The sequence below is a fragment of the Streptomyces sp. NBC_00252 genome, assembly GCF_036187565.1.
In the GTDB taxonomy this organism is placed as follows: Bacteria; Actinomycetota; Actinomycetes; order Streptomycetales; family Streptomycetaceae; genus Streptomyces.
In genome coordinates this window covers 10,091,556-10,114,313 of sequence record NZ_CP108087.1, presented here as the reverse complement: position 1 = coordinate 10,114,313, position 22,758 = coordinate 10,091,556, and the positions used below count along the sequence as shown (strand labels likewise).

Below are 22,758 nucleotides of genomic sequence, written 5' to 3'. Positions count from 1 at the left end.
TGTCGTTGCGGGTGAGAACGGGACGGGAAAAGTGATGGCGGTGGCGCGGGGCGGAAACAGGGGCGGGGGCGGGGGTCAGCGGGCGCCGTCCGCCCGGCTGCCGCTCGGCGAGGGCGAGGCGAGCAGGTGCGCCACCGAGGCCCACGCCCGTACGCCGTGCAGGGCGCCGCTGATCTCGGCCGTGCGCCAGGTGCCGGACGCGGAACGCAGCAGCCGGGCCCGGTCCAGACGGGCCGTCACCTCACCGCCCGCCCCCTCCGGCACACCGGTGCCGGCAGCGTCGCCGGCGCCGGTGGTGCGGGGGTCGTCGGTGGTGACGCGGGTGCGGCGCATCCACAGGTTGTTGCTGTCGGCGCGCTCGACGCCGTCCAGGGTGTAGAGCAGGACCTGGCCCAGCTGCATGGCCGCGACGAACGCGTCGATCATGGTGGCCGGGGTGCCGTCCCGGGGCGCCTGCGCACCGTCGGGGACCAGTGCGGCCCGGGCCGAGGCGTACGGCTCCTGCGTGCCGGCCGTGATCCGTACGCCGGTCAGCAGCTGGCTGCGGGCGCCGTGCGGAACGCCGTAGGGGGCGTCGTTCCAGGGGCCGGGCAGCTCCTCCGCCAGGTAGTACGAACGGGGGGCGGCGGGCGGGCGGCGGGCGGGGCTGTGGCGGGCGTGCACCCGGGCCGACAGCGAGCCGACCCGGCAGTCCAGGGTCGTCGACCACAGCGGCCCGGTGTCCTCGGCGGCGGCGAGCCGGCCGGTGACCGGGAAACTCTCCAGCCCCTCCTCGTCCGGGCGGGCGCCCGCCTTGATGTCGACGGAACACACCTCGAAGCGGTCACCGGGCCCCAGCGAGCAGGCATGGGCCGCGTACAGGCCGGTGAGGCGGGCGGCGAAGAGCATCACGTCGAGGGAGCTGAGATGCGGGGTCGGATACCGGTCGCCCTTGCGGGACCAGGCGGCGGGCAGGGCGAGGTGGGCGGTGGCACGGATGCAGGCGGTCCCGCCGGGGGCGTGGGCTCTGCCGGGGCCGCCCGCGGGGGCGGGGGCCGGGGTGATCGTGAGGTCGGTCAGCGAGTGGGCGACCCGTTTGAATCCCTCGCCGAGGAACCGGCCCTCGCGCGGGCCGAGGAAGTCGTCGATGGACGCGAGGTGCAGGGATGACACAGGTACTCCTGTTCCCGCCGCGTCCGCGGTGACGGGAACGGCGACGACACGGCCGTCCTGGAGGGGGCCGGCCTGATGCGGGTGCGGGGCGGCGCGGGGACGGGGGCCTGTGATGGCCGGGCATGCCGGACGGGGCCGCCCGTATGTTCCCCGGCAGCCCGGCGGGCGGGCGGTCGGGGTGGATGCCGTGGCACCTGTCGGGAGAAGGGCGCCGCGGAGCGCGGGGGGACTCCCCCGGGCGGGGCAGGTGTCCGTGCCCTCGCCGCCAAAGGCCGGGCGGCGGGGAAGCCGCGAGGAACCTGACTGCGGCTGCGCCGGTACTCCCCGGGCCGGCCCTCTGCGCTGGCCCGCGGCCCGGGGCCTGGTAGCCGGGGCGGTGCGGCGGGCGGACCGGAAAGGCCTCCCGGCCAGTGGCGGGGAGCGTGAAGAACGTGGCCTCTATCGTGCCGGTACTGCCCCGGGCCGCCCTCGGGTCGGCTCTCCGTGCGGACCGGCCGGCCGACGGGCCAGCGGGCGGGCCCGGCGGTGGGGCTGCCCGTGCGGGGTGTGGCCGGGGCTGTGCTCCGCCCCGGCCGCGCACTCCTGGCCCCGGGTCAGCTCTCCGTGCCGGGGCGCTGGCCTGCGGTCAGGAGGGCGCGGCCGGTGAGGTGGATCGCTGTCAGGTGGGTGACGCGTTCGCCGAGGTGTTCGGCGGTGGCGATGTCGGCCTTGTGGACGGCGTCGGGGGGCAGGTCGCCCGGTGCGGTGGCGGCGGCGCCGTTGAAGTAGCCCAGGCGGTTGAGGTCGTTGTCGCTCTCATGGCTGAGGTGCCAGCCCGGGAGGAGGCCGAGGCTGACCCAGATCATGCCGTGCTGGGCGCCCAGGGTCTGGAAGTAGCCGAGGGTGGAGTCCTTGTCGCCCGCCTTGCAGGCGCCGATGGTGAACCCCGAGCCGAGTTTGTCCTTCCAGGCCTGGCGCGCCCAGCGCCTGCTGGTCGACTCGGCGAAGGTGTGGAAGGCGCCCGACGCCGAGCCCATGTAGGTGGGCGATCCGAAGACGATCGCGTCGGCCGCGTCCAGGCTCTCCCACGCGGCGTCGTCCATGGCGCCGACCCCGACCATGGTCACCTCGGCGCCCGCCGAGACGGCGCCCGCCCGCACGGCGTGCGCCAGGACGTCGGTGTGGCCCCGGCCGGAGTGGTAGGCGACCGCCACGGCCGGCGGGCGCTGCAGTGGTCGTGGTGGTGTCTGCATCGGGTGTCCTCCTGCGGACGCGGAGCTGCTCACGGGGGTTCAGGGGTGGGCCGGGAGGCGTTCGTGCTCCATGCGGAAGTCCTGGCGGCCGTACTCCCGCCGGGCCCGTTCGATGGCCTCGGCCGTGGTCATGACCGGGGTCCAGCCGAAGAGGCCCGCGATGGTCTCCAGGCGCTGGGCCATGGGGCCGCCGACCACGTGGCAGGGGATCTGCAGTTCCTCCAGGGTGGCCAGCAGCATCCGGTCCACGCTCGCGCGGAAGGCGTCGTTCATCGGCCGGTGGCCGTCCGCGGCGAGCGGCAGTTCGTGGCGCAGGTGGACGTAGGCGTCGTAGGTGGCCTTGACGTGCTGTTTGAAGGCGTGCCCGTACTGCTCGACGACCTCGCCGAAGAACACCATCTGCGGCGAGGCCGGCGCGGTGGGCAGGCCGTCCGCGGGGGCGGCGCTGGGGTTCATGCCGTAGCGGCGGCGGCCCTCGCCGTAGAGCCACTCCTGCAGGGAGGAGCCGTCGGAGACGAAGTCGTCGCCGAGCAGGGCCTCCTGCACCGCGCGGCCGGTGTGGCGGCGCAGGGTGAGCTGGAGGAACTGTGCCGGTGTCACATCGGCCAGCCGCACCCCGGGCAGGGCCTGCGGCATGATCTCCCGGACGGTGCGGGCCAGTGAGCGCGGGATGCCGGTGTAGTGCGACAGCGCCATCACCGTCGAGGTCTTGCCCGAGGAGTAGGTCCCGGACACGGCTATCTTCATTGGCTCCTCCAGCCCCCTGTGCGGGTGGGCTCATGGCGTACGGGAACAGTCCCTCAGGCGGTCTTCACCGCGGTCAGGACGGCCTGGACGGGGATGACGTCGGGCGGGATCTCCGCGGCGTCCTTGGTGAGCGCCTTGGTCACCTCGAAGCCGCACTCGCGCAGCCAGCGCTCGTAGACCGACAGCTTCTGCGGGCCGCCCTGGCCCATGGCGGCGCCGATGAAGAAGGCCGGGAAGAAGTCGACGTTGTAGTTGTCGCGGTCGGTGATGTCCTCGGGGTAGACCGGCACCAGGATGTTCACCGTGCCGCCGGGCTTGAGTGCCTTGTGGACGCCCTGCAGGATCCTGACCACGTCGGCCCTGTCGAACATGTCCAGGAAGTGCTTGACCAGGACGACGTCGTAGCCCTGGGGGATCTCGTCGAAGACGTTGCCGCCGATGAACGACAGATGCTCCTCGAGGCCCGCGGCACGGAAGTTGGCCAGCGCCTCGCTCTCCTTGCCGGGCAGGTCGAAGGTGGTGACCGTCAGGCCCTCGGAGGCCTTGTGGCGGTAGGTGTGGATCGCGCCCAGGCCGGTGTTGCCGGCCACGTCCAGGACGCGGGAGCCGGCCGGGATGTCGATGTTGGCGAAGAACCAGGGGTCGATGTTGGCCGTGACGTTGTTCATCAGCTTCAGCCAGGAGTCATTGAGGTCCTGGTGGTCGGCGACCGCGTCGTAGAGGGTGCCCTCGGCGCCGTAGAGCTCCTTGAGGCCGACGACGGTGCCGGTGCGGGCGGACTCGGTGAGGTAGAACAGCTGGCGCAGCGCGGTGACCTTGATCAGGTTCATGTAGGCCAGGGCCCGGTCCAGGTCGGCGACGGGGACGTCGCCCAGCGCGTCCAGGGTGTAGGTGCCCGCCTCCTCGTCGTGGGCGACGAAGCCCTCCTTGACCAGGAGGAACAGAAGCTGTTCCACGGCGTCGGGGCGGGCGCCTGCGGCCTCGCCGAGCTGGACGGCGCTGGAGCCGGGGCGGGCGCGCAGGGTGTCGACCAGGCCGAGTTCGAAGGCGGAGAGCAGGCTCATGAACCGCGAGGGTCCGACCATGTACTCGCGCAGTCGGGCGAGCGTGGCGTCAGGTGTCACGGTGTCAGCCTTTCGAGTCGGTGGGGCCGGCCGCGGGGGTGTGTGCCGGCGGCTGGGTGAAACGGCGGGCCAGCTCCAGGCGCTGCACCTTGAGCGTGGCGGTGCGGGGCAGTTCGGCCTGCGGGATCTGGACGGGGTCGGCGAGCTGCGGGAAGGCGGTGGTGGCCGCCCGCCAGCGGGCCGGGTCCAGGGGGGCGTCGTCGTGGGTGCAGACCACCGGGACCGCTTCGCCGTTCGGGCCCTGGACGACGACCAGTTCGCTCAGTTCCGCCAGGCCGCCCAGGACGACGTCCTCGATCTCCAGGGAGCTGTGCACCCCGGGGATCATGTCGACCTCCCGGTCGAGCATGTGCAGGCAGCCCAGCCGGGTGCGGTAGCCGACGTCGCCGGTCCCCCACCACTGGCCGGTGCGGTTGCCGTCGTAGCGGTCCTGCTCGCCGTGGTAGGTCTTGGCCAGACCCGGCCAGGCGACCTCGATACGGCCGGGGTGGCGCCGGGTGGGGCGGCGGCCGTCGATGCCGACGACGCGGATACGGGCGGCGCCCCGGGGCATGGCCCAGCCCACGCAGCGGCCGTTGGCCTTGTGGGCGAAGGGACGGAAGTAGGCGCGGCCGACGGCCGGCCCGACCTCGCTCTGGCCGTAGATCTGGAAGAACAGGGCGCCGCGCCGGGTGGAGGACTTCAGCAGCCGGCTCATGGTGGCGGGGTGGATGGCGTCGAAGGTGCTGGAGAAGACCTTCACCGAGGCGAACGGCATCCGGGGGTCGTCGGTGAGCTGTTCCCATTCCATGAGGGAGTTGGGCAGCGCCTCCACGAACGCGGGGCGGTGGGCGAGGAAGTGCTCGGCGACGACGGCCGGGTCCGTCTCACGCAGCAGCAGCACCGGGTACTGCTTGAGCAGGGCCAGGGACATCGCGGCGACCATCCGGGAGTGCACGAACGGCACGTGGATGGCGACGGTCTCCTTCCTGCGCTTGAGGGCCAGCAGCCGCCACTGCGGCACCAGGCGTATCGCCTGGGTGCGGGGGGTGTGGACGACGAGCTTGGGGATGCCGGTGGTGCCGGAGGTGTGGGTGATGACGGCGGCCTCGTCCAGCGGCCGCAGCACCGGCCGTACCCGGGGCGCGCCGGCGAGTTCGGCCAGCGAGACGGCGCCGGGCCGGTCGGCGGCGGAGGTGATGACCCGGCGGGTGAGGTCGGCCAGCGGCACGCCGTCCAAGAGGTCGAGCTTGTGGCCGTCGGTGAGCAGGGTGGGGCGGCCGACCCGCTCCAGCAGGACGCCGACGGTCGTGGCGTCCAGGGCCGGGGAGAGGTTGACGACGACCGCGCCAATCCGGGAGATCGCGGCGGCGAGCATCCAGTGGTCGGCGTTGGCCGTCTTGTAGATCACGACGTGTTCGCCGGGCCGTACGCCGGCCGCGTGGAGGCGGCCGGCGAGGTCGTCGACGTGGCCGGCGTACTGGCGGACCGTCAGCTGCCGTCCCGCCTCGGGCAGGACGTCCAGGTCGTGGTCCAGGGTGATCGGCGTCGAGGGGTCGACGGCCGCGGCCATCTCGGGCAGCAGGCCGATGTGCAGGCCGCGGCGCTGGATCGATCGGTAGGCGGTGGAGCCCTTCATGGGGATGTGTCTCCTTCGGGGGCACGCTGCGGGACGGGCAGGACACGTGAGGGGTGCCGGGAGGGGTCCGGGGGTGAGGTGCCCGGTGGGGTGCGGGGGTGGGTCATGCGGCCCGGCGGGCGGTGCCCGCGTGGGCGTGTACCGCCTCGCGCAGGGTGTGGGCGACGCGGGTGACCTGGTCCTGGGTCAGTTCGGCGTGCATGGGGATCGCGAGCTGGCGGGTGGCCAGGTCGAGGGAGATGGGGCAGGTCTGCTTCGCGTCGAAGACGGGCTGGGTGTGGCCGGCGAACGTGCCGTGTCCGCAGCCGATGCCCTGGGCGCGCAGCGCGGTGGCCACCGCGCCGCGGTCCACCGTCTCGTCGAGGGTGACCATGTAGGTCTGCCAGGCGTGGGTGCGGTCGGCCGGCACGTGCGGCAGGGTCAGCAGGTCCTCGCCGGCCAGGAGTTCGCCGTACTGCGCGGCGACCGCGCTGCGGCGGGCCAGGAGTTCACCGATGCGGCCCAGCTGCACCTGGAGGATCGCCGCGGCGATGTCGGACAGCTTGAAGTTGTAGCCGATCTCGGTGAACACCGGGATCGGCAGGCCGACCACGTTGCCCATGTCGAAGATGCTGCCGATGCCGAAGGAGGAGCGCAGCCGGGCGTCCTTGCCTATCTCCGGGTCGGAGGCCAGCAGCGCGCCGCCCTCGCCGCTGCTGGCGCCCTTGCGGCCGTGGAAGGACAGGCAGCCCACCTCCGCCAGCGCCCCCGCCTTGCCGCCCTGGTAGGTGGCGCCGACCGCGCAGGCCGCGTCCTCGACGAGGAACAGGCCGTGCCGGTCGGCGATCTCCTGCAGTTCGGTGTAGTCGGCGGGCAGGCCGACCGTGTCGACCGCGATGATCCCCGCGGTGCGGGGGGTGACCAGGTCGGCCACCGCCTGCGGGTCGACGGTGTAGGTGTCGGGGCGTACGTCGGCGAAGACGGGGGTGGCTCCGACGTAGCGGGCGGCCTGGGCGGGCGCCGGGAAACCGTAGTCGGCGACGATGACCTCGTCGCCGGGCCCCACCCCCAGGGCGAGCATCGCCAGGTGCAGGGCGGCACCGCAGTTGCTCACCGCGACCGCGTCACCGACCATGTACTCCGCCGCCAGCCGGGCCTCCAGCGCCTTGCCCTGCGGGCCCTGGCCGGCCGGCCAGCCGGAGGCGAACACCTCGGCGACGGCGGCCAGTTCCCGCTCGCCCAGACTCGCGTGCACCAGGGGAATCGCGTCCATCGTGGTCAACTCCGTTCACGCTCCGCGCCCGGCGGCCCGGGGGGAAGAAACAGGGGAAGAGACAGGGGAGGGAACAACAGGGGCAACGGCAGGCGCCGTTGCGAGGGCCGGAGCCGATCCGGGTCCGGGTCCGGGTCCGGCCGCAGGGGCGGTCGCGGGCACGGATCCGGGCGCAGCCGCGGGTTCGGGCGCAGCGGCAACCGCGGGTTCAGGCGCAGCCGCGGGTGCGGGTGCGGGCGCCGGTTCGCGGGCGGGGGGCTCGTAGCGCAGCGGGGTCAGCTGGTGGACGTCGTAGCGGCGCCGCATGCGTTCCACGGCTTCCTGGTCGATCGTGCCGCCCGCCTGCCAGATCTCGGCGATCTCCTCGAAGTAGAACTCGTGGTACGGCGAGGGATAGCACTGGAAGAGCATGCGGGCGGGCGTATCGGAGGCGTTGCGGAAGGCGTGCGGGGTGCCCGGGGGGACGAACATGAAGGCGCCCTCGGTCGCGGCGGTGATCCGGTCGCCGTCCGGGGAGGTCCACCGGTGCCAGGAGTCCTCGGTGCGCCGCTCCGGCTCGAACGCCAGGAGCTCCAGCTCGCCCTCGAGGACGTAGAAGAACTCCTGCGCGTCGTGGTGGACGTGCGCCCCGACGTCGAAGCCGGGCGGGACGACCACCTCGAAGACCGACAGGGAGGAGCCGTGGTCCTTGGTGGCCTTGAAGGTGACTTCCTGCGCCTTGGTGATCAGTTTCCGGCCCTGGCCGGGCGGGACGATGAGGCCAGTCATCCGATTCGGTTCCTTCGGCAGAGACGGCGGCGGAAGAAAGCAAGAAGGGGTCAGTCGACGTCGGCACGGGCGCCGTCGCTCCAGCGGCCCAGCGCCATCTCGGCGGTGATGCCGGGACCGAAGCCCGCGATCAGGCCGGTCGCGTCGGGGGCCGGGGTGTCCTCCTCGAACAGGCGGCGGGCCGCCTCCAGGACCACCGCGCTGGCGATGTTGCCGTACTCGCTGAGCGTGGCCCAGCTGTGCCGGAACACGCTGCGGTCGACCTCGAGGAACTTGGCGAGGTCGTCCAGGATGCGCGGGCCGCCGGCGTGGACGATGTAGAAGTCGAGGCTGCCCGCGTCCCAGCTGTGGTCCTTGGCGAACTCCCGCAGCACCGGCGCCAGCGGCTCCATCGTGCCCGGCACCCGCCGGTCCAGCTGGAAGTGGAAGCCCGTCTCGCGCACCGCGTAGGAGATCCAGTCCTCGGTGTGCGGGATGAGGTAGGAGGCGTTGCGCTCCAGCTCGATGCCGGTGCCGCCGTTGCCGCGCACCACGGCGGCCGCGACCGCGTCCCCGAACAGGCCGTCGGAGAGCAGCGAGCCGATGTCGTCCATGTCGGGCTGGTAGCACAGCGAGCAGAACTCGGCCGACACGATCAGGACGTTGCTGCCGGGGTGGGCGACGCAGAAGTCGTGGGCGCGGTTGACGGCGGCGCCGCCGGCCGCGCAGCCGAGCTGGGCGATGGGGATCTGACGGGTGTCGGGGCGCAGCCCCATCGTGTTGATGAGCCACGCCGTCAGCGACGGCATCAGGAAGCCGGTGCACGACACGTAGATGATCGCGTCGATGTCCCGGGCGGCGACGTCGGCGTTCTTCAGCGCCTCCTCGACGACCTGGGGAGTGCGCTTCTTGGACTCGACCTCGTAGATGCGGTTGCGTTCGGTCAGGCCCGGGTGGCGCAGGGTCTGCTCGATGGGCTGGACGAGGTGGCGCTTCTGCACGCCGGTGTTGCGTATCAGGCGCAGCGCGAGCGGCAGTTGCTCCTTCCCCTCGTGGACACGCCGGGCGAAGTCCAGCGTCTCCTCCATCGTGATGACGTGCTCGGGCGCCTGCACCGCGGGCTTGCACAGCCTGGCCATGTCTGGTCCGCCTTCTCTAGGTCTGCCGGGGAAAAAGTGCACGTACGTGCGTGGGGCGTGCGCCGGATACGGCGCGTGGGGCCGGGGGCCGGGGGGTTACGCCGCCGCGGGGTGCGGGGCGAGGTCCATCAGGGCGGAGAGGACCGGCGGCCTGCTCCAGTCGGGCGCGCTCAGGGTGATCTCCAGGCGGCGCGCGGTGTCGTCCTTGACCCGTACCGGGCCGATCGCCGCCGTCAGCCGCGCCGGTGACATGCCGTCAGTTCCGGTTTCCGCGACATCGGTTGGGCGGGGGCGGGTCACCGCGTGGACGTACCAGACGCCTGCGGGGATGTGCTCCAGCGTGAAGGGGCCGGGCGCGGACGCGTGGGCGAGCCGGACGGGGGCGCCCTGCAGCAGGGGGCTGGCGAAGACACCCACCCGCACCGCCCGCGTGCTCCCGCCGGTGGTGCGCAGCAGGCCCGTGACCGTGCCGGTGCCGGTGGGCCGGGCCGCCTCCGGCGTCGTCACCGGCGCGGGTGCGGCCGGGGTCGACTCGGGTGCGGGCGGGGCCTGTCGGGGGCCGGCCGGGGTGAGGGAGAGCGCGCGGTAGCCGGTGGGCGACAGGCCCACCAGCTCGGTGAAGCGGCGGGTGAAACTGCCGGTGCTGCTGTAGCCGACGCGCGCCCCGATGTCCGCGACGGTCAACTGGGTGCTCAGCAGCAGGACTTTGGCCTCCTGCAGCCGTACCGCGCACAGGAACCGTCCCGGGGTGACACCGGTGACCCGGGTGAACACCCGCAGGAAGTGGTACTTGCTGACCATCGCGCCACGCGCCAGCTCCTCCAGGCTCAGGGGCTCCCAGAAGCGTTCGCGGATCGTGGTGACGGCATGCCGCACGAGGTGCTCCATGAGGGCTCCTGACGAAGAACCGCCGGCCGGCGGGGAGTTGACCGGCACCGGCCCCGCCCGGACGAACCGCACAGCCACACGGTCACCGGGTCACCGGGTCACCGGGCATCGGGGCGCTGGGTCGGGGCCGCCGCCGCGCGACGGACGCTTGACGCGGCCGGCGCATGAGCCGGCCGGCGCTTGACGCGACCGGCGCACGGCACGGCCGGCGGGCAGCGCGAGTGACGGGTGGCGCGATGGACGGGGGGCGCAACGGGCGCATGAAAAAAGGGAGTCGGGACGCTCGGTCCCCGACTCCCTGCCAACTCCCCGCCGCCTGAACCATTTTCGGGCAGGGGAGGTGTGCCGAAATAGTGACACGGTCGCCACCCGCCCGCCAAGACTCCCCCGAAGTGACGTAGGTCACGTCAACTGCGTTCGGGGGCCGCGGAGTTGGCGTACGGATCACGCCACCGGCACCCGACCGGTTCTGTAGCGGCCTGCTGCCACCATCGGCCCAGACCCACACGACCGGACACGGAGGGCGAATGTCTCGCGCCGAGGAAGCCACCGTCAGGACCAAACGGTCGACCGCACCACCGGCGCGGGCCGGCGACGCCGGCCGGCTGAAGGGGCTGCGCCGGACCGGAGCGCTGATCACCTTCATGCTCGGCGCGCTGTCCGCGGTGCCGCCGCTGTCGATGGACATGTACCTGCCCGCACTGCCCGACGTCACCCGCACCCTGCACTCCTCCGCCACCAGCGGCCAGCTCACCCTGACCGCCTGCCTGACCGGCATGGCGCTGGGCCAGCTCGTCGTCGGCCCGATGAGCGACCGCTGGGGCCGGCGCAAACCGCTGCTGATCGGCCTGCTCGTCTACGTCCTGGCCTCCGTGTGCTGCGCGGTCGCGCCCGACGCCGGGCTGCTGATCGGCTGCCGGCTGCTGCAGGGCCTGGCCGGGGCGGCGGGCATCGTCATCGCCCGCGCCGTCGTGCGCGACCTCTACGACGGCCTGGAGATGGCCCGGTTCTTCTCCACCCTGCTGCTGGTCTCCAGCCTCGCCCCGGTCGTCGCACCGATCCTGGGCGGGCAGGTGCTGCGCTTCACCGCCTGGCGGGGCGTCTTCCTCGTGCTGGCCGTGATCGGCGTCGCGCTGACCGCGCTGGTGTGGCGCCGGCTGCCCGAGACGCTGCCTCCCGAGCGGCGGCGCGGCGGGGGTGTGCTGGGCGCCCTGTTCATCATGCGCGGCCTGCTCGCCGACCGGGTCTTCGCCGGCTACGTGATGGTCAACGGCTTCGCCTACGGCGCCCTGTTCTCCTACATCGCCGCCTCCCCCTTCGTCATCCAGGGCATCTACGGCGCCTCCCCGCAGACCTTCTCCCTGCTCTACGGCCTCAACTCGCTCGGCATGATGATCGTCGGCCGCGTCAACGGGAAACTCCTGGTCGGCCGGGTGCGCCTGGACCGGGCGCTCGGCGCCGGGCTGAGTGTCATCGCGGTGGCCGGGACCGTGCTGCTGCTGGTCGCGCAGGGCGTCTTCGGGGACGCCGGCACCGTCCCGGTGGCCTGCTGCCTGTTCGTCATGATCTCCGCGCTGGGCCTGGTGCTGCCCAACACCAACGCGCTCGCCCTGATGCGCACCCCGCACGCCGCGGGCTCCGCCTCCGCCCTGGTGGGCACCTCCTGCTTCGCCATGGGCGCCGTCGCCACCCTCCTGGTCGGCATCGCCGGCAAGGGAACGGCCGTCCCCATGGCCGCCGTCCAGACCGGCAGCGCCCTCGCCGCCGTCACCTCCCTCCTGCTCATGTGCCGCCCCTGGCGCAGCCTGCCCGCCGAGGAGATCCGGCACTAGTGCTCAGGCCGTGGACCGTGATCATGGATACGGAGGCTGCTCGCCGGTAGCCTGCCCGCGTGACTGAGTCCTGGAGCGAGGAGCAGTTGACCGCGGACGGCTTCGAGCGGGTGTACGTCGAGTCGGACTGGAACGGCGAACCGGTGACCGGCCTTGCCGACATCGACGGGAAGCCTCACCACTTCGAGATAGAGCGCTACGACCCCACCCATGAAGTCAGTGAGTACCAGGTCTGGCCCGCGAGCGAGACGGTGGCGGAGCTGGAGCGCGAGCAGTGGGCGATCTACGCCAGGTGGTACGAGCGCAGTCAGGCGGGCGAGGTCGGACACGAGAGCCATCCGGGCCACGGCGGGATCGACGCCCGCTATGACGAGTTGGAGCTGCTGTTGGCGCCGCACCGCTTGGCGCCGGACGGCGCCCGTCGGCTCGTGTGCGAGCTGCGGTTCATTGCCGGTGTCGACGTCCGCTACCGGGTCGAGGGGCCCGACTACTGGCTTCGGTGGCGTCCGAGCAGCTGAGACCGCCGTTGACCACCGGAGCGGCGCCACGACGAAACCCCGCGCGAGACCGTCCTCGCGCGGGGTTTCGTCGCGACCGGGACCCCCCCTCCTCTCCCTGCCTCTCCCCCGCACATACAGAGCAGCTCCCGCGGACCGTCTCGACGGGCTGCGGAAGCTGCTCGGTGTGTCCTGGGTGGGGGCCGGTTCAGGCGGCCGTGTCGGGCTCCGGGGGCAGGATCAGGGTGGGTTCCAGGACGACCCGGACGGCGGGCTCCTCCCGTACCGCGCGGACCACCGGGTGGCGTGGGCCGCGCTGCTGGCGCCAGTGGGCCTGCGCGAGGACCACCGCGACATACGGGATGACCACCGCCCCGGCCAGCGCGCAGCCGGCGAGGACGGGCCAGCGGTTCCAGGTCGCGGCCATCAGCACCACGCACACGGTGCGCACCACCATCGCCATGAGGTAACGGCGCTGCCGCCCGCGCACATCACGCGTCAGCCCGGCCCGCGCCCGGGTGATGGACTCGGCCGGGACCACGTCCCGGCGCCAGCGAACTCTGCTCATCGGGCCTCCGAGGACGAGGAATTGGGCTGTGGCGGCAACGGCGCGGCCCGGAGGGACGCAGCCTGAAAGGACCTGGTCCGAAGGGACTGGCCTGAAGGGGCGTGGCCTGACGGTGAGTTGGGTCGGTGGCACGTCAACCGGGCCGCATGCGACGGATGGTGACGGTCCGTCAGGCGGTGTGACCGGGGAACGGCGGCGGCGCGGGTGGCCGTCCCCCGGTCACCCGCGCCGCCCGCACCGGCCCCGCCCCCGGGGTCAGTGCGTTTCCCGGTCCGCCTCCCGGCCTGCGGAGTGGCGGCCCGCGCCGGAGTCCGCGGACACCGGTTCGGAGGGGCCGTGCCCGTTGGAGGCGGCGTGGCCGTTGGAGGCCGCGTGCCCGTTGGCGGAGGGCCCCTCGAGTGCGGCGGGTTCGGCGTGGGCGAAGTGGGCCAGGGCCTCGCGCATCTCGGCCGGGGTGGGCTTGGGGATCTGGTTGCCGTAGAGCCAGCGGCTGAGGCGGTGGCGCAGGGCCTGCCGGCGCCGGTCGGGGTTGGGCACGCCGTTGTGCTCGGCGGCGGGGGCGGGCAGCGGGGCGTAGGTCTTGCGGGCCAGCAGCGCGTACTCCCGCTGGCGGTCCACGCGCTGGTGGACCTCGACGAACTCGCCGTGCGGCAGTCTCCTGATCCGGCCGGTCTCCCGGCCGTGCAGCAAGGTGTCGCGTTCACGGCGCTGCAGGCCCAGGCAGATCCGCCGGGTGACGACGTAGGTCAGCGCCGGGACGACGAACACGCCGATCCGTACCGACCAGGTGATCTGGTTGAGGGAGAGGTGGAACTCCTGGGCCAGCACGTCGTTGGCGCCGCCGAAGAACAGCACCAGGTACAGGGCGACGAAGCCGATGCCGAACGCGGTGCGGGTGGGGTGGTCGCGCGGCCGGTCCAGGAGATGGTGCTCACGGCGGTCGCCGGTCACCCACGCCTCCAGGAACGGCCACAGCGCGATCACGGCCATCATCAGGGTGGGCACGATCACCGCGGGGATCAGGATGCCGAGGTTGACGGTGTAGCCGGCGAGGCTGAACTCCCAGGCGGGCATGGCCCGCAGGGCGCCTTCCAGGAAGCCCATGTACCAGTCGGGCTGGGAGCCCTGGGAGATCTGGTCGGGCCGGTAGGGGCCGTAGGTCCACACGGGGTTGATCTGCGCGATGCCCGCCAGCAGGGACAGGAACCCGGCGATGATGAAGAAGAAGCCGCCGGCCTTGGCCGTGTAGTGCGGGAACAGGGGCTGGCCCACCACGTTCTTCTCGGTGCGGGCGGGACCCCTGAACTGGGTGTGCTTGTGGTAGAAGACCAGGATCAGGTGGACGGTCAGCAGCGCCACGACGATGCCCGGGATCAGCAGGATGTGGAAGCCGTAGAACCGGCCGATCACGTTGTGGCCGGGGAACTCGCCGCCGAACAGGAACATCGACAGGTACGTGCCCACCAGCGGGATGGCCAGGGTGACGCCCTCGGCGATGCGCAGGCCGGTGCCGGAGAGCAGGTCGTCGGGCAGCGAGTAGCCCACGAAGCCCTCCAGGGTGACCAGCACCAGCAGCGTGAACCCGAACAGCCAGTTGACCTCGCGCGGCTTGCGGAACGAGCCGGTCAGGAAGTGGCGCAGGGTGTGCAGGCACAGAGCGCCGATCATCGTCAGCGCCGACCAGTGGTGCAGCTGGCGGATGAACAGCCCGCCGCGGACCTCGAAGCTGATGTGGACGGTGGAGGCGTAGGCCTGGGACATCCGCACGCCGTGCAGCGGCCCGTAGGAGCCGTGGTAGACGGTCTCGGACATGCTCGGGTCGAAGAAGAGGGTGAGCCAGATCCCGGTCACCAGCAGCACGACGAAGCTGTAGAGGGCGATCTCGCCGAACATGAACGACCAGTGCTCGGGGAACACCTTGCGCACCAGGAAGCGGAAGTTGTAGATCCCCAGCCGGCCATCGGTCCAGTCGGCGATGCGTTCGCCGCGCGGCGCGGTGGTGCGGCCGGCGCGTGCGGGTGTGTCGGTGTCGGTCATGCCCGGGCCCCTTCCCCTCGCCGCCGGACGGTGGGGGCGGTCTGCCGCGGCGAGGGCCGGACCACCGTGTGCGACGGGACTGCGCCGGGTGCGGGTCGGGGGGCGCCCGGAGGTGTGCCGGGGGTGGCTTCCGGGGCGGCTGGTCGGTTCACTTTCTCCACTCTCGTCATGCGGGACACCTCGTGGGGCCGGGTGGGGGGCGGGGTGTTCACGGCCGCCTCCGTTCACCGGCGGGGGCCGGCGCCGGTGTGGGCGGCGGCAGGTCTGCGGGCCGCGCGGGCACGGCACCGGCGATGCGCACCGGGGCCGCTGCGGGGGCTGCGGGGGTGCGGCGGCGGGGGGTGTCCGGGCCGTGGGTGGTGCTGGGCGGCGCGAAGGGCGCCGGACCGGGCAGAGGTCGCAGGGCGGCCCGCAGGACGCGCGGGCGCAGCGCCGCCAGCGCCGCGGCGGCGGGGCGGGGTGCAGGGGGTGCAGCAGCAGGGCGGCCGCGTGCGGGTCGCTGGTCGCGGCCGCCGCGATCCGGGCCGCGTAACGGGCGCGCAGGCCGCTGGCCGGGCGGGGGGCGGGGTGGGCCTGGCGCCAGGCGGGGGCCACCTGGCGGGCCAGGGCGTGGCGCAGCCGGTGGCTGATGCCGACGGCGGTGCCGTGGCCGGTGAGGACCTGGTCCAGGGCCAGCGCGCACTGCACCGCCAGGGCCATGCCGTGGCCGTGGGCCGCGTCCAGGTCCGCGAGCGCGTCGCCGACGACGAGGAACTGGTCGGGCCAGCGGCGGAGTTTCTCGTAGCGGTGCCAGCGGGCGCCGGTGCGGGTGCAGCCGTAGACCGGGCCCAGCGGGCTGGCGGCGGTCAGCAGGTCGTGGAGCAGGGGGTGGCGCAGGGTGCGGGCGGCGTGCAGCAGGGCGGGATGCCCGGCCGGGGGGCGGGCGGTGCCGGGGAGGGTGAGGGTCACCGACCAGCGGCCGCCCTCGACCGGGTGCAGGACGCCCTGGCGGGGCAGGCCGGGCGCTGCCGTCACCAGGAGGCTCTTCCAGTCGGCGACATGGCCCACCGGCGGGGCGAAGGCGGCGGTGGCGAAGGCGGCCGGGGCGGCGGCGAGGGTCTGCGGGGGTGCGGGGTAGCCGAGTTCGGCCAGCCAGCGCGGGGCGTGGGAGCCGCGCCCGGAAGCATCGACCACGAACTCCGCCGGCAACAGCCGTGGCACACCCCGGCCGTCCGCGGCGGCGCGCTCGCGGGCGCGCACCCACACACCGGTGACGGTGTCGTGGCGGCCCCCGCGCAGGCCGACGGCCTCGTGCCCGGGCAGGAAGGTCACTTTCGGGTCGGTGCGCAGCCGGGTGCGGACCGCCGCGTCGATCAGGTCGCGGCCCGCGGAAAGCAGGGACAGGCCGGCGTCGAAACGGGGCAGCCAGCCGGCCGGGCCCAGCACCAGCAGGTCCCGGGGCACGGTGAGCCGGACCGCCCCGGCGCCGGCCAGGTCCTGGCCGATCCCGGGGAAGAGCCGCTCCAGCCCCTGATGCGCGGCCGGCGCCAGCGTGTGGGTGTGCCGGGCCTGGGGCACCCCCGGACGCCGTCCCGGCCCGGAGGGCACCCAGTCGCGCTCGATCACCGTGACGTGGTCCATGAAGTTGGCCAGGGCCCGTGCCGCCGTGAGCCCGGCGAGCCCGGCGCCGACGACCACGGCACGCCCGTGGCCACCACCCGCGCCGGCCCCCGCGTATGCACTCAACTCGGCTGCCCTCCCTGCTCGTTGTGCCTTCATCATGCGGCGCCCGGACGACCCCGCACGGCCCCTTCCACCCGTCGAGGACCACCCCTCCAGCGCCCTTCGAGTCCCCCTCCACCGGGCCTCCGCCCAGACTCGAGGAAGACTCCGGCGGGACTCGAGGCGCAGGGGCGTGAGCTGGGCGGGGGCGGGGTGAGGGGGTGTTTTCCGGGAGGGGCGGGGGTGTTCCGGCGGGGGGCGCCGATCTTGTTCTGAGGGGCGGTGGAGCGGGGGCCGGGGGACGGACCCCGGGGGGGTGCGCTTGAGCACCGGCCCGACGCGTACCGGGAGTTGGCCCGCGTGACCCCGGGGCCGGGGGCCACGGGCCGCGGTACGGCGACGGGTGAGGTGTCGTCAGACACCGGGCCCGGACCCCGCCGCCACCGCCACCGCCGGGGTCAGGACCGGCGCCATGGCCCGGGCACGGGCCGGGACCGCCGGCCGCCGGGGCCGGGGCCTGGGCCCGTGTCGGGTCCGTGGCCGGCGCCGGGGTCAGGGCCGGGGCCGGGGGCCGTGGGGGGTGTCGCGGCGAGGGCCCGGTCCACCAGGGCGGGGGCCGCGCCCGTGTAGGCGGACGGGGTCAGGAGGGCGGCTGCTTCCTCCTTGGTGAGGATGCCGGCCAGTTCGGGCAGGCCGGCCAGGGTGTCGGAGAGGGGAAGGCCCGTGCGGGTGGCCAGGAGGGAGGCCCGGGTGAGGAGTTCCCTGGCCGCGGTGCGGCCCAGGCGGGGGGTCAGGACGGCGGAGAGGCGTTCGGAGACGAGCTGTCCGCCGGTGGCCTCCAGGTTGGCGCGCATCCGGTCGGGGCGGACGGTCAGACCGCGGGCGAGTTCGACGGCCGTGTGCGCGGCGCCGCCGGTCAGCCGCAGGCACTCGCGCAGCGGCTGCCATTCCGCGTGCCACACCCCGGCCGAGCGTTCGTCCTCGGCCACCAGACACTGCGTCAGCACACCCGCCTGCGCGGGCACCTGCAGCGCGGCCGAGCGGATCAGGGTGGCCAGCACGGGATTGCGTTTGTGGGGCATCGCCGAGGACGCCCCCCGCCCCGCGACGGCCGGCTCGGCCACCTCCCCGATCTCGGTGCGGGCCAGCACCAGCACGTCCGCGGCGATCTTCCCCAGTGCCCCGGCCGCATGCGCCAGGCCGGCCGCCAGGTCGGCGACCGGGGTGCGCAGCGCGTGCCAGGGCAGCACCGGCGCCGCAAGTCCCGTCTCCCGTGCGAACGCCTCCGTCAGCTCCTCGCACAGGGCGGCCGGGTCGGTGCCGGGGCCGGCGTACTGCAGGTAGCCGGCCAGGGTGCCGGCCGCGCCGCCGAGCGCCACCGGCAGGCCGCCCGAGGCCAGCCGCTCGAGGCGGTCGGCGGCGTCCAGGACCAGCTGGCGCCAGCCGGCCGCCTTGAGGCCGAAGGTGGTGGGCACGGCGTGCAGGGCCAGGGTGCGGCCGGCCATCACCGTGTCCCGGTGCCCGGCCGCCAGCACCGCGAGCGCGTCGGCGACCGAGCGCAGGTCCGCCACGATCAGGCGCAGCGCGCGGGCGGCCACCAGCATCGCGCCGGTGTCCAGGACGTCCTGGCTGGTGGAGCCGCGGTGCACGTACTCGGCGGCGCCCGGGCAGTCCTGGGCGACCCGCGCGGTCAGCGCCGCGACCAGGCCCACCACCGGGTTCGCGGTCTCCCGCGCGGCCAGGGCCAGTTCGCGTACGTCGAAGAACTCCGCGCGGGCCGCGGCGGTGACGGCCGCCGCCGCCGAGGCCGGCACCGTGCCCAGGCGGGCCTGTGCCCGGGCCAGCGCCGCCTCCGCGTCCAGCATCGCCTGCAACCACGCGACATCGCCGACGGCCGCCTCGACGGGGGTGCCCGCCCGCACCGGGGACAGCAGCCCCGCGTCCAGATGCGCCGACAGCTCCACCGGCGGCGGAGACAGCGGGGACGGCGGGGTCGGCGGGGTCGGGTCGGGGGAGGTCATGCGCCCGCCTTCACACTCGGGGCCGCAACCGGGCCCGGGGACACGGGAGTTGCCGCGTGCCGCACCGGACGGCGGGCGGCGGCGGGTGCCTCGTGGGCCTGGGGCACGGCCAGGACCGCGGCGGCGATGGCGTCGGAGTCCTCCAGGGTGACCGAGCCGACACCGGGCCGGATGCCCGCGGCCGTCACCCAGTGCACGGACTCGGTGGGCACCCCGTAGGCGAAACGCCGCGGATGGGGCACCCCGTGCGCGTCGATCAGACGGTAGGGGCGCCCGGTCACCGCCAGTCCCCCGGTCTCGTACCCGCCGCCGTCGTCCTCGTCGTGGAGGGCGGGGATGCGGTAGGGGCGGCACTGGCCGGTGCGCAGCAGCTGGCTCATCAGCGGGTCGGCGGTGCGCCGCAGGTCGGTGCCGGGCAGGCGGGCCTCGATCAGGACGGTGGCCCGGATGCGTACCCCCGGGATCGTCTCGGAGGTGGCCACGAAGCAGGGGCCGGACGCGTCGTGCTCCTGCGCGCCCACCCGCAGCCCGGGGCCGGTCACCTCCAGGATGCCGGCGTCGATGAGCGCGGCCATCTCCTCGATGCGGGAGGCCGGCGGGCCGATGGAGAGGTAGGCGTTGAGCGGGGTGTACCAGCGCTCCAGGTCGTCGCGGTGGGAGGCGGCGCTCAGGCCGGCGTGGTCGACGGCGAGGCGGACCTCGTTGCGAAGGTCGCGCAGCACGTCCAGGGCCGCCTTGACCGGGCCGCTGACATTGCCCTGCCGGGCCAGGCGGAGGTCCTCGTCGAGATGCCCGCGCAGCCAGGTCCGGAAGGCGGCCAGGTCGGGGAAGGCACGGGCGCCGTAGGGGCGGGCGATGCGCTCCCAGTCCCAGTGCTGCGCGGCGGTGATCCCGGCCTCCTCCAGCAGAAGGTCCTCGGCCGGGCCGGGCTCGGCGTGCAGATAGCGCTCGGTGAACTCCTCGGCCACGGCGGCCGGTTCACCGCGCCGGGCCAGCAGCGCCGCGTAGTAGACGGCGCACACCTCCTTGGAGATCAGCGGCCACAGATCGGCGGCGAAGTCGACGGCCGTGCTGCGCCGGTCGGCGGCCCGCAGCGCCGCGACGTACTCCGCCGTCAGCAGCCGCGGCCGGTGGCGGCCGTGGGCGCCCTTCTCGTTCTCGCCGCGCGCCTGGTAGGGCACCCCGCGCCGCGACCCGGCGTACAGGCGCGGCTCACGGCCCGAGGGCCGGTAGACCAGACGCCCCCCGGTACGGGTGAAGACGCCGCCGCGCCCGCGGGTGAACAGCGCCATGTGGTCGAAGAAGTTCAGGCCCAGCCCGCGCAGCAGCACGCTCTCGCCCGGCCGTACGGCGGAGAGGTCCACGTCGGCCGGGTTGGCGGGCGCCACATAGGTCAGACCGTGCCGGGCCGCGAAGGCCGCCAGCCGCCGCTCGGTGCGGGAGGGCCGTACCGGGACGTGCCCCTGCGCCAGGACCACCGCCGACAGGCCCTCCAGCCGGGTGCCGTCCTCCAGCACCACGCTCTGGCGGCCCGCCCGGACACCGTCGGCATCCGTGAGGGCGACGGCGCGCAGCGCGTGGGTGCGCACCCGGACATGGGCGGCGGCGTTGGCGACGACCCGCCCGAACGCCCAGGTGAGATAGGAGCCGTAGAGGGCGCGGGTGGGATACGTGTCGGGGCCCAGGACGCGCGCCTCGGCAAGAACCTCCGCGCCGAGGCCGGCACCGGCATCGGGGGCGCCCTCCAGGGTGCCCGACTCCAGGGCGCGCGCCCACTCGTACAGGCTCGGGCCCTCCTCCAGCGGGCCGTCGATGCGGACACTCGCATCGGTGTAGACCGTCACCTGCGAGGCGACGGTGTTCATCAGCAGCTGCCGCGACTGGGTGGGGCGCCACACCCGCCCGGAGCCCGGCGGGCCGGGATCGACGACGTGCACGGTGACGGTGTCCCAGCGGGGCGACTTCCGTTCCTGCGCACACAGCCGTTCCAGCACGGAAAGGCCCCGGGGGCCGGCACCGACCAGGCACACCTCCAGATGGGCCGCGGTCGCGTCGCCGGGCGGCGGCGCGGCGGCGCGGGGATCCGGGTCCCCGGGGGGAAAGACTCCGCCCGGGGGAAACCGATCGGCCGTCATGACGAGCGGCCCTGCGAGGAGTCCGGCGTCTACTGCGCGTTCGCCTGCGTGCGTACCGTCCACAGTTCCTCCCTTCCTGCCGCCACCGTCGGTGCAGACGCTCGACCAGGGCTCGGCTCCGGGTGGAAAAGACCTCGAGAAATCCGGCACGCCATTTCACCGGCCTGTTCCCGAACGGGGCTGTATCGGGACTCGAGTCACCGGGCGGGTAATGGAAGGACCCCCGCGGACGAAAACCCCGCCGGGTCAACCACCGTGACCGGCACGGCACATACGGCCACCCGCACAAAAGACACACGCGCAAAAGACACATCCGCAAAAGGCACACGCGTAACGGCACACACGTAAACGGATTCACGGAGTCACGGAGTCACAGATTCACGGAGTTACGGAGTCACGGATTCGCGGGATGGATGCACGGGATATCCGACAGCACAGTTGTGGACAGCGGTTGCGGGGCCCCAGACGCCTCGTGAAGGAGTTTCGATGAATTCCCAGTCATGCCCCAGGAGTCACCCCCAGGAAAGCGTCGCCGCCGCCGGGTCCGTCCTCTGCGCCCCGTGCGTGCGAAGGGCGGCGCAGCATCTGCGGGTGCTTCCCGCACTGCACCAGGAATGCCTGCACCAGGCCTCCCCCACCGGCCGGCGCACGAATCCCACCAAGGTCTCCGGCAGCCGCAAGAGGGACCACCTCGACATCGCCGTGCTCGACGCCCGGCACAACATCCTGACCATTCTCGAGTCCTGGTCGTCACTGGTCGCGGAGAAGCGCGGGACCCCCGCCCCGGCGCGCAGCGTCCCCTCGCTGGCACGGTTCCTGGTCCGGCATCTGGAGTGGCTCGCCGGCCAGCCCCCGGCGGACGACTTCGCCGACGAGATCGAACGCCTCGTCGGCGAACTCCGCCAGACCATCGACCCCGACCCGCACCCCCTGCACGCCCTCATCCGCAGCTGCGTCGTGGACGGCTGTCCGGGGACGATCAGCGCGCTCCCGCAGCGCGGCACCGGAAGCGGCAGCACCGGTTCGGGTTCGGGTTCGGGTTCGGGTTCGGGTTCGGGTTCGGGGGGCAGCATCCGGTGCTCCTCGGGGCACGCGTGGGACGTGGGCGAGTGGCTGGGGCTGCGCACCCTCATGGAACGGCAGCGGAAGGGCGTCAGCGCATGATCAAGCCACCCAGCCACCGGCTCGTCCCCACCAAGGTGGCCGCCCTCGCCGTGGGGGTCTCCGAGGCGACGATCCGCAAGTGGGTCAGCCGCGGGAAGATCACCCGCTACGGCGCCCCGCACCGCCGCTCCGAGTTCGACATCGAGGAACTCACCGAGATCGCCCTGCACCGGCGGCCCTGACTTCGTCCTCAACTCCGGGCGGGCGGGCGCCGGTTGCTCCCCGAAGCGGGCGGCGGCCCGGGGGGCCGTAGGGCCGGCGGTACGTCTGCGACGCGGAGCCCCGCGCCCGCACACCCCCCGGGGACTCTCCACTCCCCCGGCTCCCGCCGCCCCCCAACTCCGGCTCCCGACAACGAGGTTCATCAACTCCGACTCCCGACGACCGAGTTCACCAACTCCGGCCCCGGACACCCGGGTTCACCAACTCCCGCTTCAACAAATGTTCCTGACGGTTTCTCAACTCCCTTGCCCCACAGGCCCGAAGAGCCCGACCATGCCCGCCGCGACTGCCCTGGCAGCCGCGGCTGCGCCGGTTGCGCGGGCGGGTTTCCGCACCTCCGGGCGAGTGACCCACGTCACTTCCGCGCGGTGTTGGCGGGGGGCCTGACCCCGTGTCACTATCTCCCTACATCTCCCCTGCCCAAAAGCCGCCGCGAGGCCGTGCTGCGGCAGGGAGCGCGTGCCGCGGTCGCCCCTCTCATGGGGTGCGCGGCACTTTTTCTTTCCCGGTTCCGCCGGTTCCGTCGGTTGCGTCGGTCCGCCGGTTCATCGGTGCACCGCTTCACCGTTCGGGCTGCGTCCGGCGCGTCCGCGCCGCGGATGAAGTCCCCTGCGGTGTACGGCGGTTGGCGCCGTGTCTTCTTCGCGGGCCCCTGGCCCCCACGGCCGCCGTGCGGCCCCCG

At 73.7% G+C, this 22,758-nt stretch carries 15 protein-coding genes and 3 pseudogenes; 4 read left to right on the top strand and 14 right to left on the bottom strand.

Going from position 1 to position 22,758, the window contains the following annotated elements; genetic code table 11:
• Nucleotides 1-75 precede the first annotated feature (75 nt).
• The 9 genes and pseudogenes from OHT77_RS44830 to OHT77_RS44790 form a co-directional block, all read right to left on the bottom strand.
• On the bottom strand, nucleotides 76-1,152 hold the full coding sequence (locus tag OHT77_RS44830) for an AvrD family protein (protein ID WP_328825778.1): 1,077 nt from the start codon (nucleotides 1,150-1,152) through the stop codon (nucleotides 76-78).
• A gap of 593 nt (nucleotides 1,153-1,745) precedes the next feature.
• Nucleotides 1,746-2,384, bottom strand: coding sequence for a flavodoxin family protein (locus OHT77_RS44825; protein WP_328825779.1), 639 nt, complete (start codon nucleotides 2,382-2,384; stop codon nucleotides 1,746-1,748).
• Nucleotides 2,385-2,423: 39 nt separating this feature from the next.
• On the bottom strand, nucleotides 2,424-3,131 hold the full coding sequence (locus tag OHT77_RS44820; protein ID WP_328825780.1) for an AAA family ATPase: 708 nt from the start codon (nucleotides 3,129-3,131) through the stop codon (nucleotides 2,424-2,426).
• A 53-nt stretch (nucleotides 3,132-3,184) separates the two neighbouring features.
• Nucleotides 3,185-4,255 (bottom strand): methyltransferase, encoded by a 1,071-nt coding sequence (locus OHT77_RS44815; protein ID WP_328825781.1) that lies wholly within the window; start codon nucleotides 4,253-4,255, stop codon nucleotides 3,185-3,187.
• 4 nt (nucleotides 4,256-4,259) lie between these two features.
• On the bottom strand, nucleotides 4,260-5,873 hold the full coding sequence (locus OHT77_RS44810) for a class I adenylate-forming enzyme family protein (protein WP_328825782.1): 1,614 nt from the start codon (nucleotides 5,871-5,873) through the stop codon (nucleotides 4,260-4,262).
• A 103-nt stretch (nucleotides 5,874-5,976) separates the two neighbouring features.
• On the bottom strand, nucleotides 5,977-7,125 hold the full coding sequence (locus OHT77_RS44805) for a DegT/DnrJ/EryC1/StrS family aminotransferase (protein WP_328825783.1): 1,149 nt from the start codon (nucleotides 7,123-7,125) through the stop codon (nucleotides 5,977-5,979).
• Nucleotides 7,126-7,359: 234 nt separating this feature from the next.
• Nucleotides 7,360-7,893 (bottom strand): annotated as a pseudogene (locus OHT77_RS44800) (cupin domain-containing protein); the annotation flags it as partial.
• Nucleotides 7,894-7,943: 50 nt separating this feature from the next.
• Entirely contained in the window at nucleotides 7,944-9,011 is a 1,068-nt protein-coding gene (locus tag OHT77_RS44795) for a type III polyketide synthase (protein ID WP_328825784.1), read from the bottom strand.
• Nucleotides 9,012-9,107: 96 nt separating this feature from the next.
• Complete coding sequence (locus OHT77_RS44790; protein ID WP_328825785.1) at nucleotides 9,108-9,899, bottom strand: helix-turn-helix transcriptional regulator; 792 nt, start codon at nucleotides 9,897-9,899, stop codon at nucleotides 9,108-9,110.
• Nucleotides 9,900-10,426: 527 nt separating this feature from the next.
• Here OHT77_RS44790 and OHT77_RS44785 point away from each other — a divergent pair.
• Nucleotides 10,427-11,731: a multidrug effflux MFS transporter gene (locus OHT77_RS44785; protein ID WP_328825787.1), complete on the top strand. Its 1,305-nt coding sequence runs from the start codon at nucleotides 10,427-10,429 to the stop codon at nucleotides 11,729-11,731.
• A gap of 59 nt (nucleotides 11,732-11,790) precedes the next feature.
• Entirely contained in the window at nucleotides 11,791-12,249 is a 459-nt protein-coding gene (locus OHT77_RS44780) for a hypothetical protein (RefSeq protein WP_328825788.1), read from the top strand.
• Between the two features lie 187 nt (nucleotides 12,250-12,436).
• Here the strand turns inward: OHT77_RS44780 and OHT77_RS44775 are convergent, their stop codons facing one another.
• The 5 genes and pseudogenes from OHT77_RS44775 to OHT77_RS44755 form a co-directional block, all read right to left on the bottom strand.
• Nucleotides 12,437-12,796 (bottom strand): DUF3099 domain-containing protein, encoded by a 360-nt coding sequence (locus tag OHT77_RS44775; RefSeq protein ID WP_328825789.1) that lies wholly within the window; start codon nucleotides 12,794-12,796, stop codon nucleotides 12,437-12,439.
• Nucleotides 12,797-13,210: 414 nt separating this feature from the next.
• Nucleotides 13,211-14,833, bottom strand: a pseudogene (qcrB, locus tag OHT77_RS44770) (cytochrome bc1 complex cytochrome b subunit); the annotation flags it as partial.
• Between the two features lie 1,524 nt (nucleotides 14,834-16,357).
• Nucleotides 16,358-16,591 (bottom strand): annotated as a pseudogene (locus OHT77_RS44765) (NAD(P)-binding protein); the annotation flags it as partial.
• Between the two features lie 401 nt (nucleotides 16,592-16,992).
• The gene (gene pcaB, locus OHT77_RS44760; RefSeq protein WP_328825792.1) at nucleotides 16,993-18,555 is read right to left on the bottom strand and encodes a 3-carboxy-cis,cis-muconate cycloisomerase; all 1,563 of its coding nucleotides are present in this window, start codon (nucleotides 18,553-18,555) and stop codon (nucleotides 16,993-16,995) included.
• A complete protein-coding gene (locus OHT77_RS44755; RefSeq protein WP_328825793.1) occupies nucleotides 18,552-20,690 on the bottom strand; it encodes an FAD/NAD(P)-binding protein in 2,139 nt (712 codons plus the stop codon). The genes pcaB and OHT77_RS44755 overlap by 4 nt, the downstream gene beginning before the upstream one ends.
• Before the next feature lie 591 nt (nucleotides 20,691-21,281).
• On the opposite strand from OHT77_RS44755, the gene OHT77_RS44750 reads away from it, so the two are divergent.
• Together OHT77_RS44750 and OHT77_RS44745 are read left to right on the top strand one after the other, a co-directional pair.
• Nucleotides 21,282-21,854, top strand: a complete 573-nt coding sequence (locus tag OHT77_RS44750) for a hypothetical protein (RefSeq protein ID WP_328825794.1) — start codon at nucleotides 21,282-21,284, stop codon at nucleotides 21,852-21,854.
• Nucleotides 21,851-22,036, top strand: a complete 186-nt coding sequence (locus OHT77_RS44745; protein WP_327740976.1) for a hypothetical protein — start codon at nucleotides 21,851-21,853, stop codon at nucleotides 22,034-22,036. The genes OHT77_RS44750 and OHT77_RS44745 overlap by 4 nt, the downstream gene beginning before the upstream one ends.
• The last annotated feature ends 722 nt before the right edge of the window (nucleotides 22,037-22,758 follow it).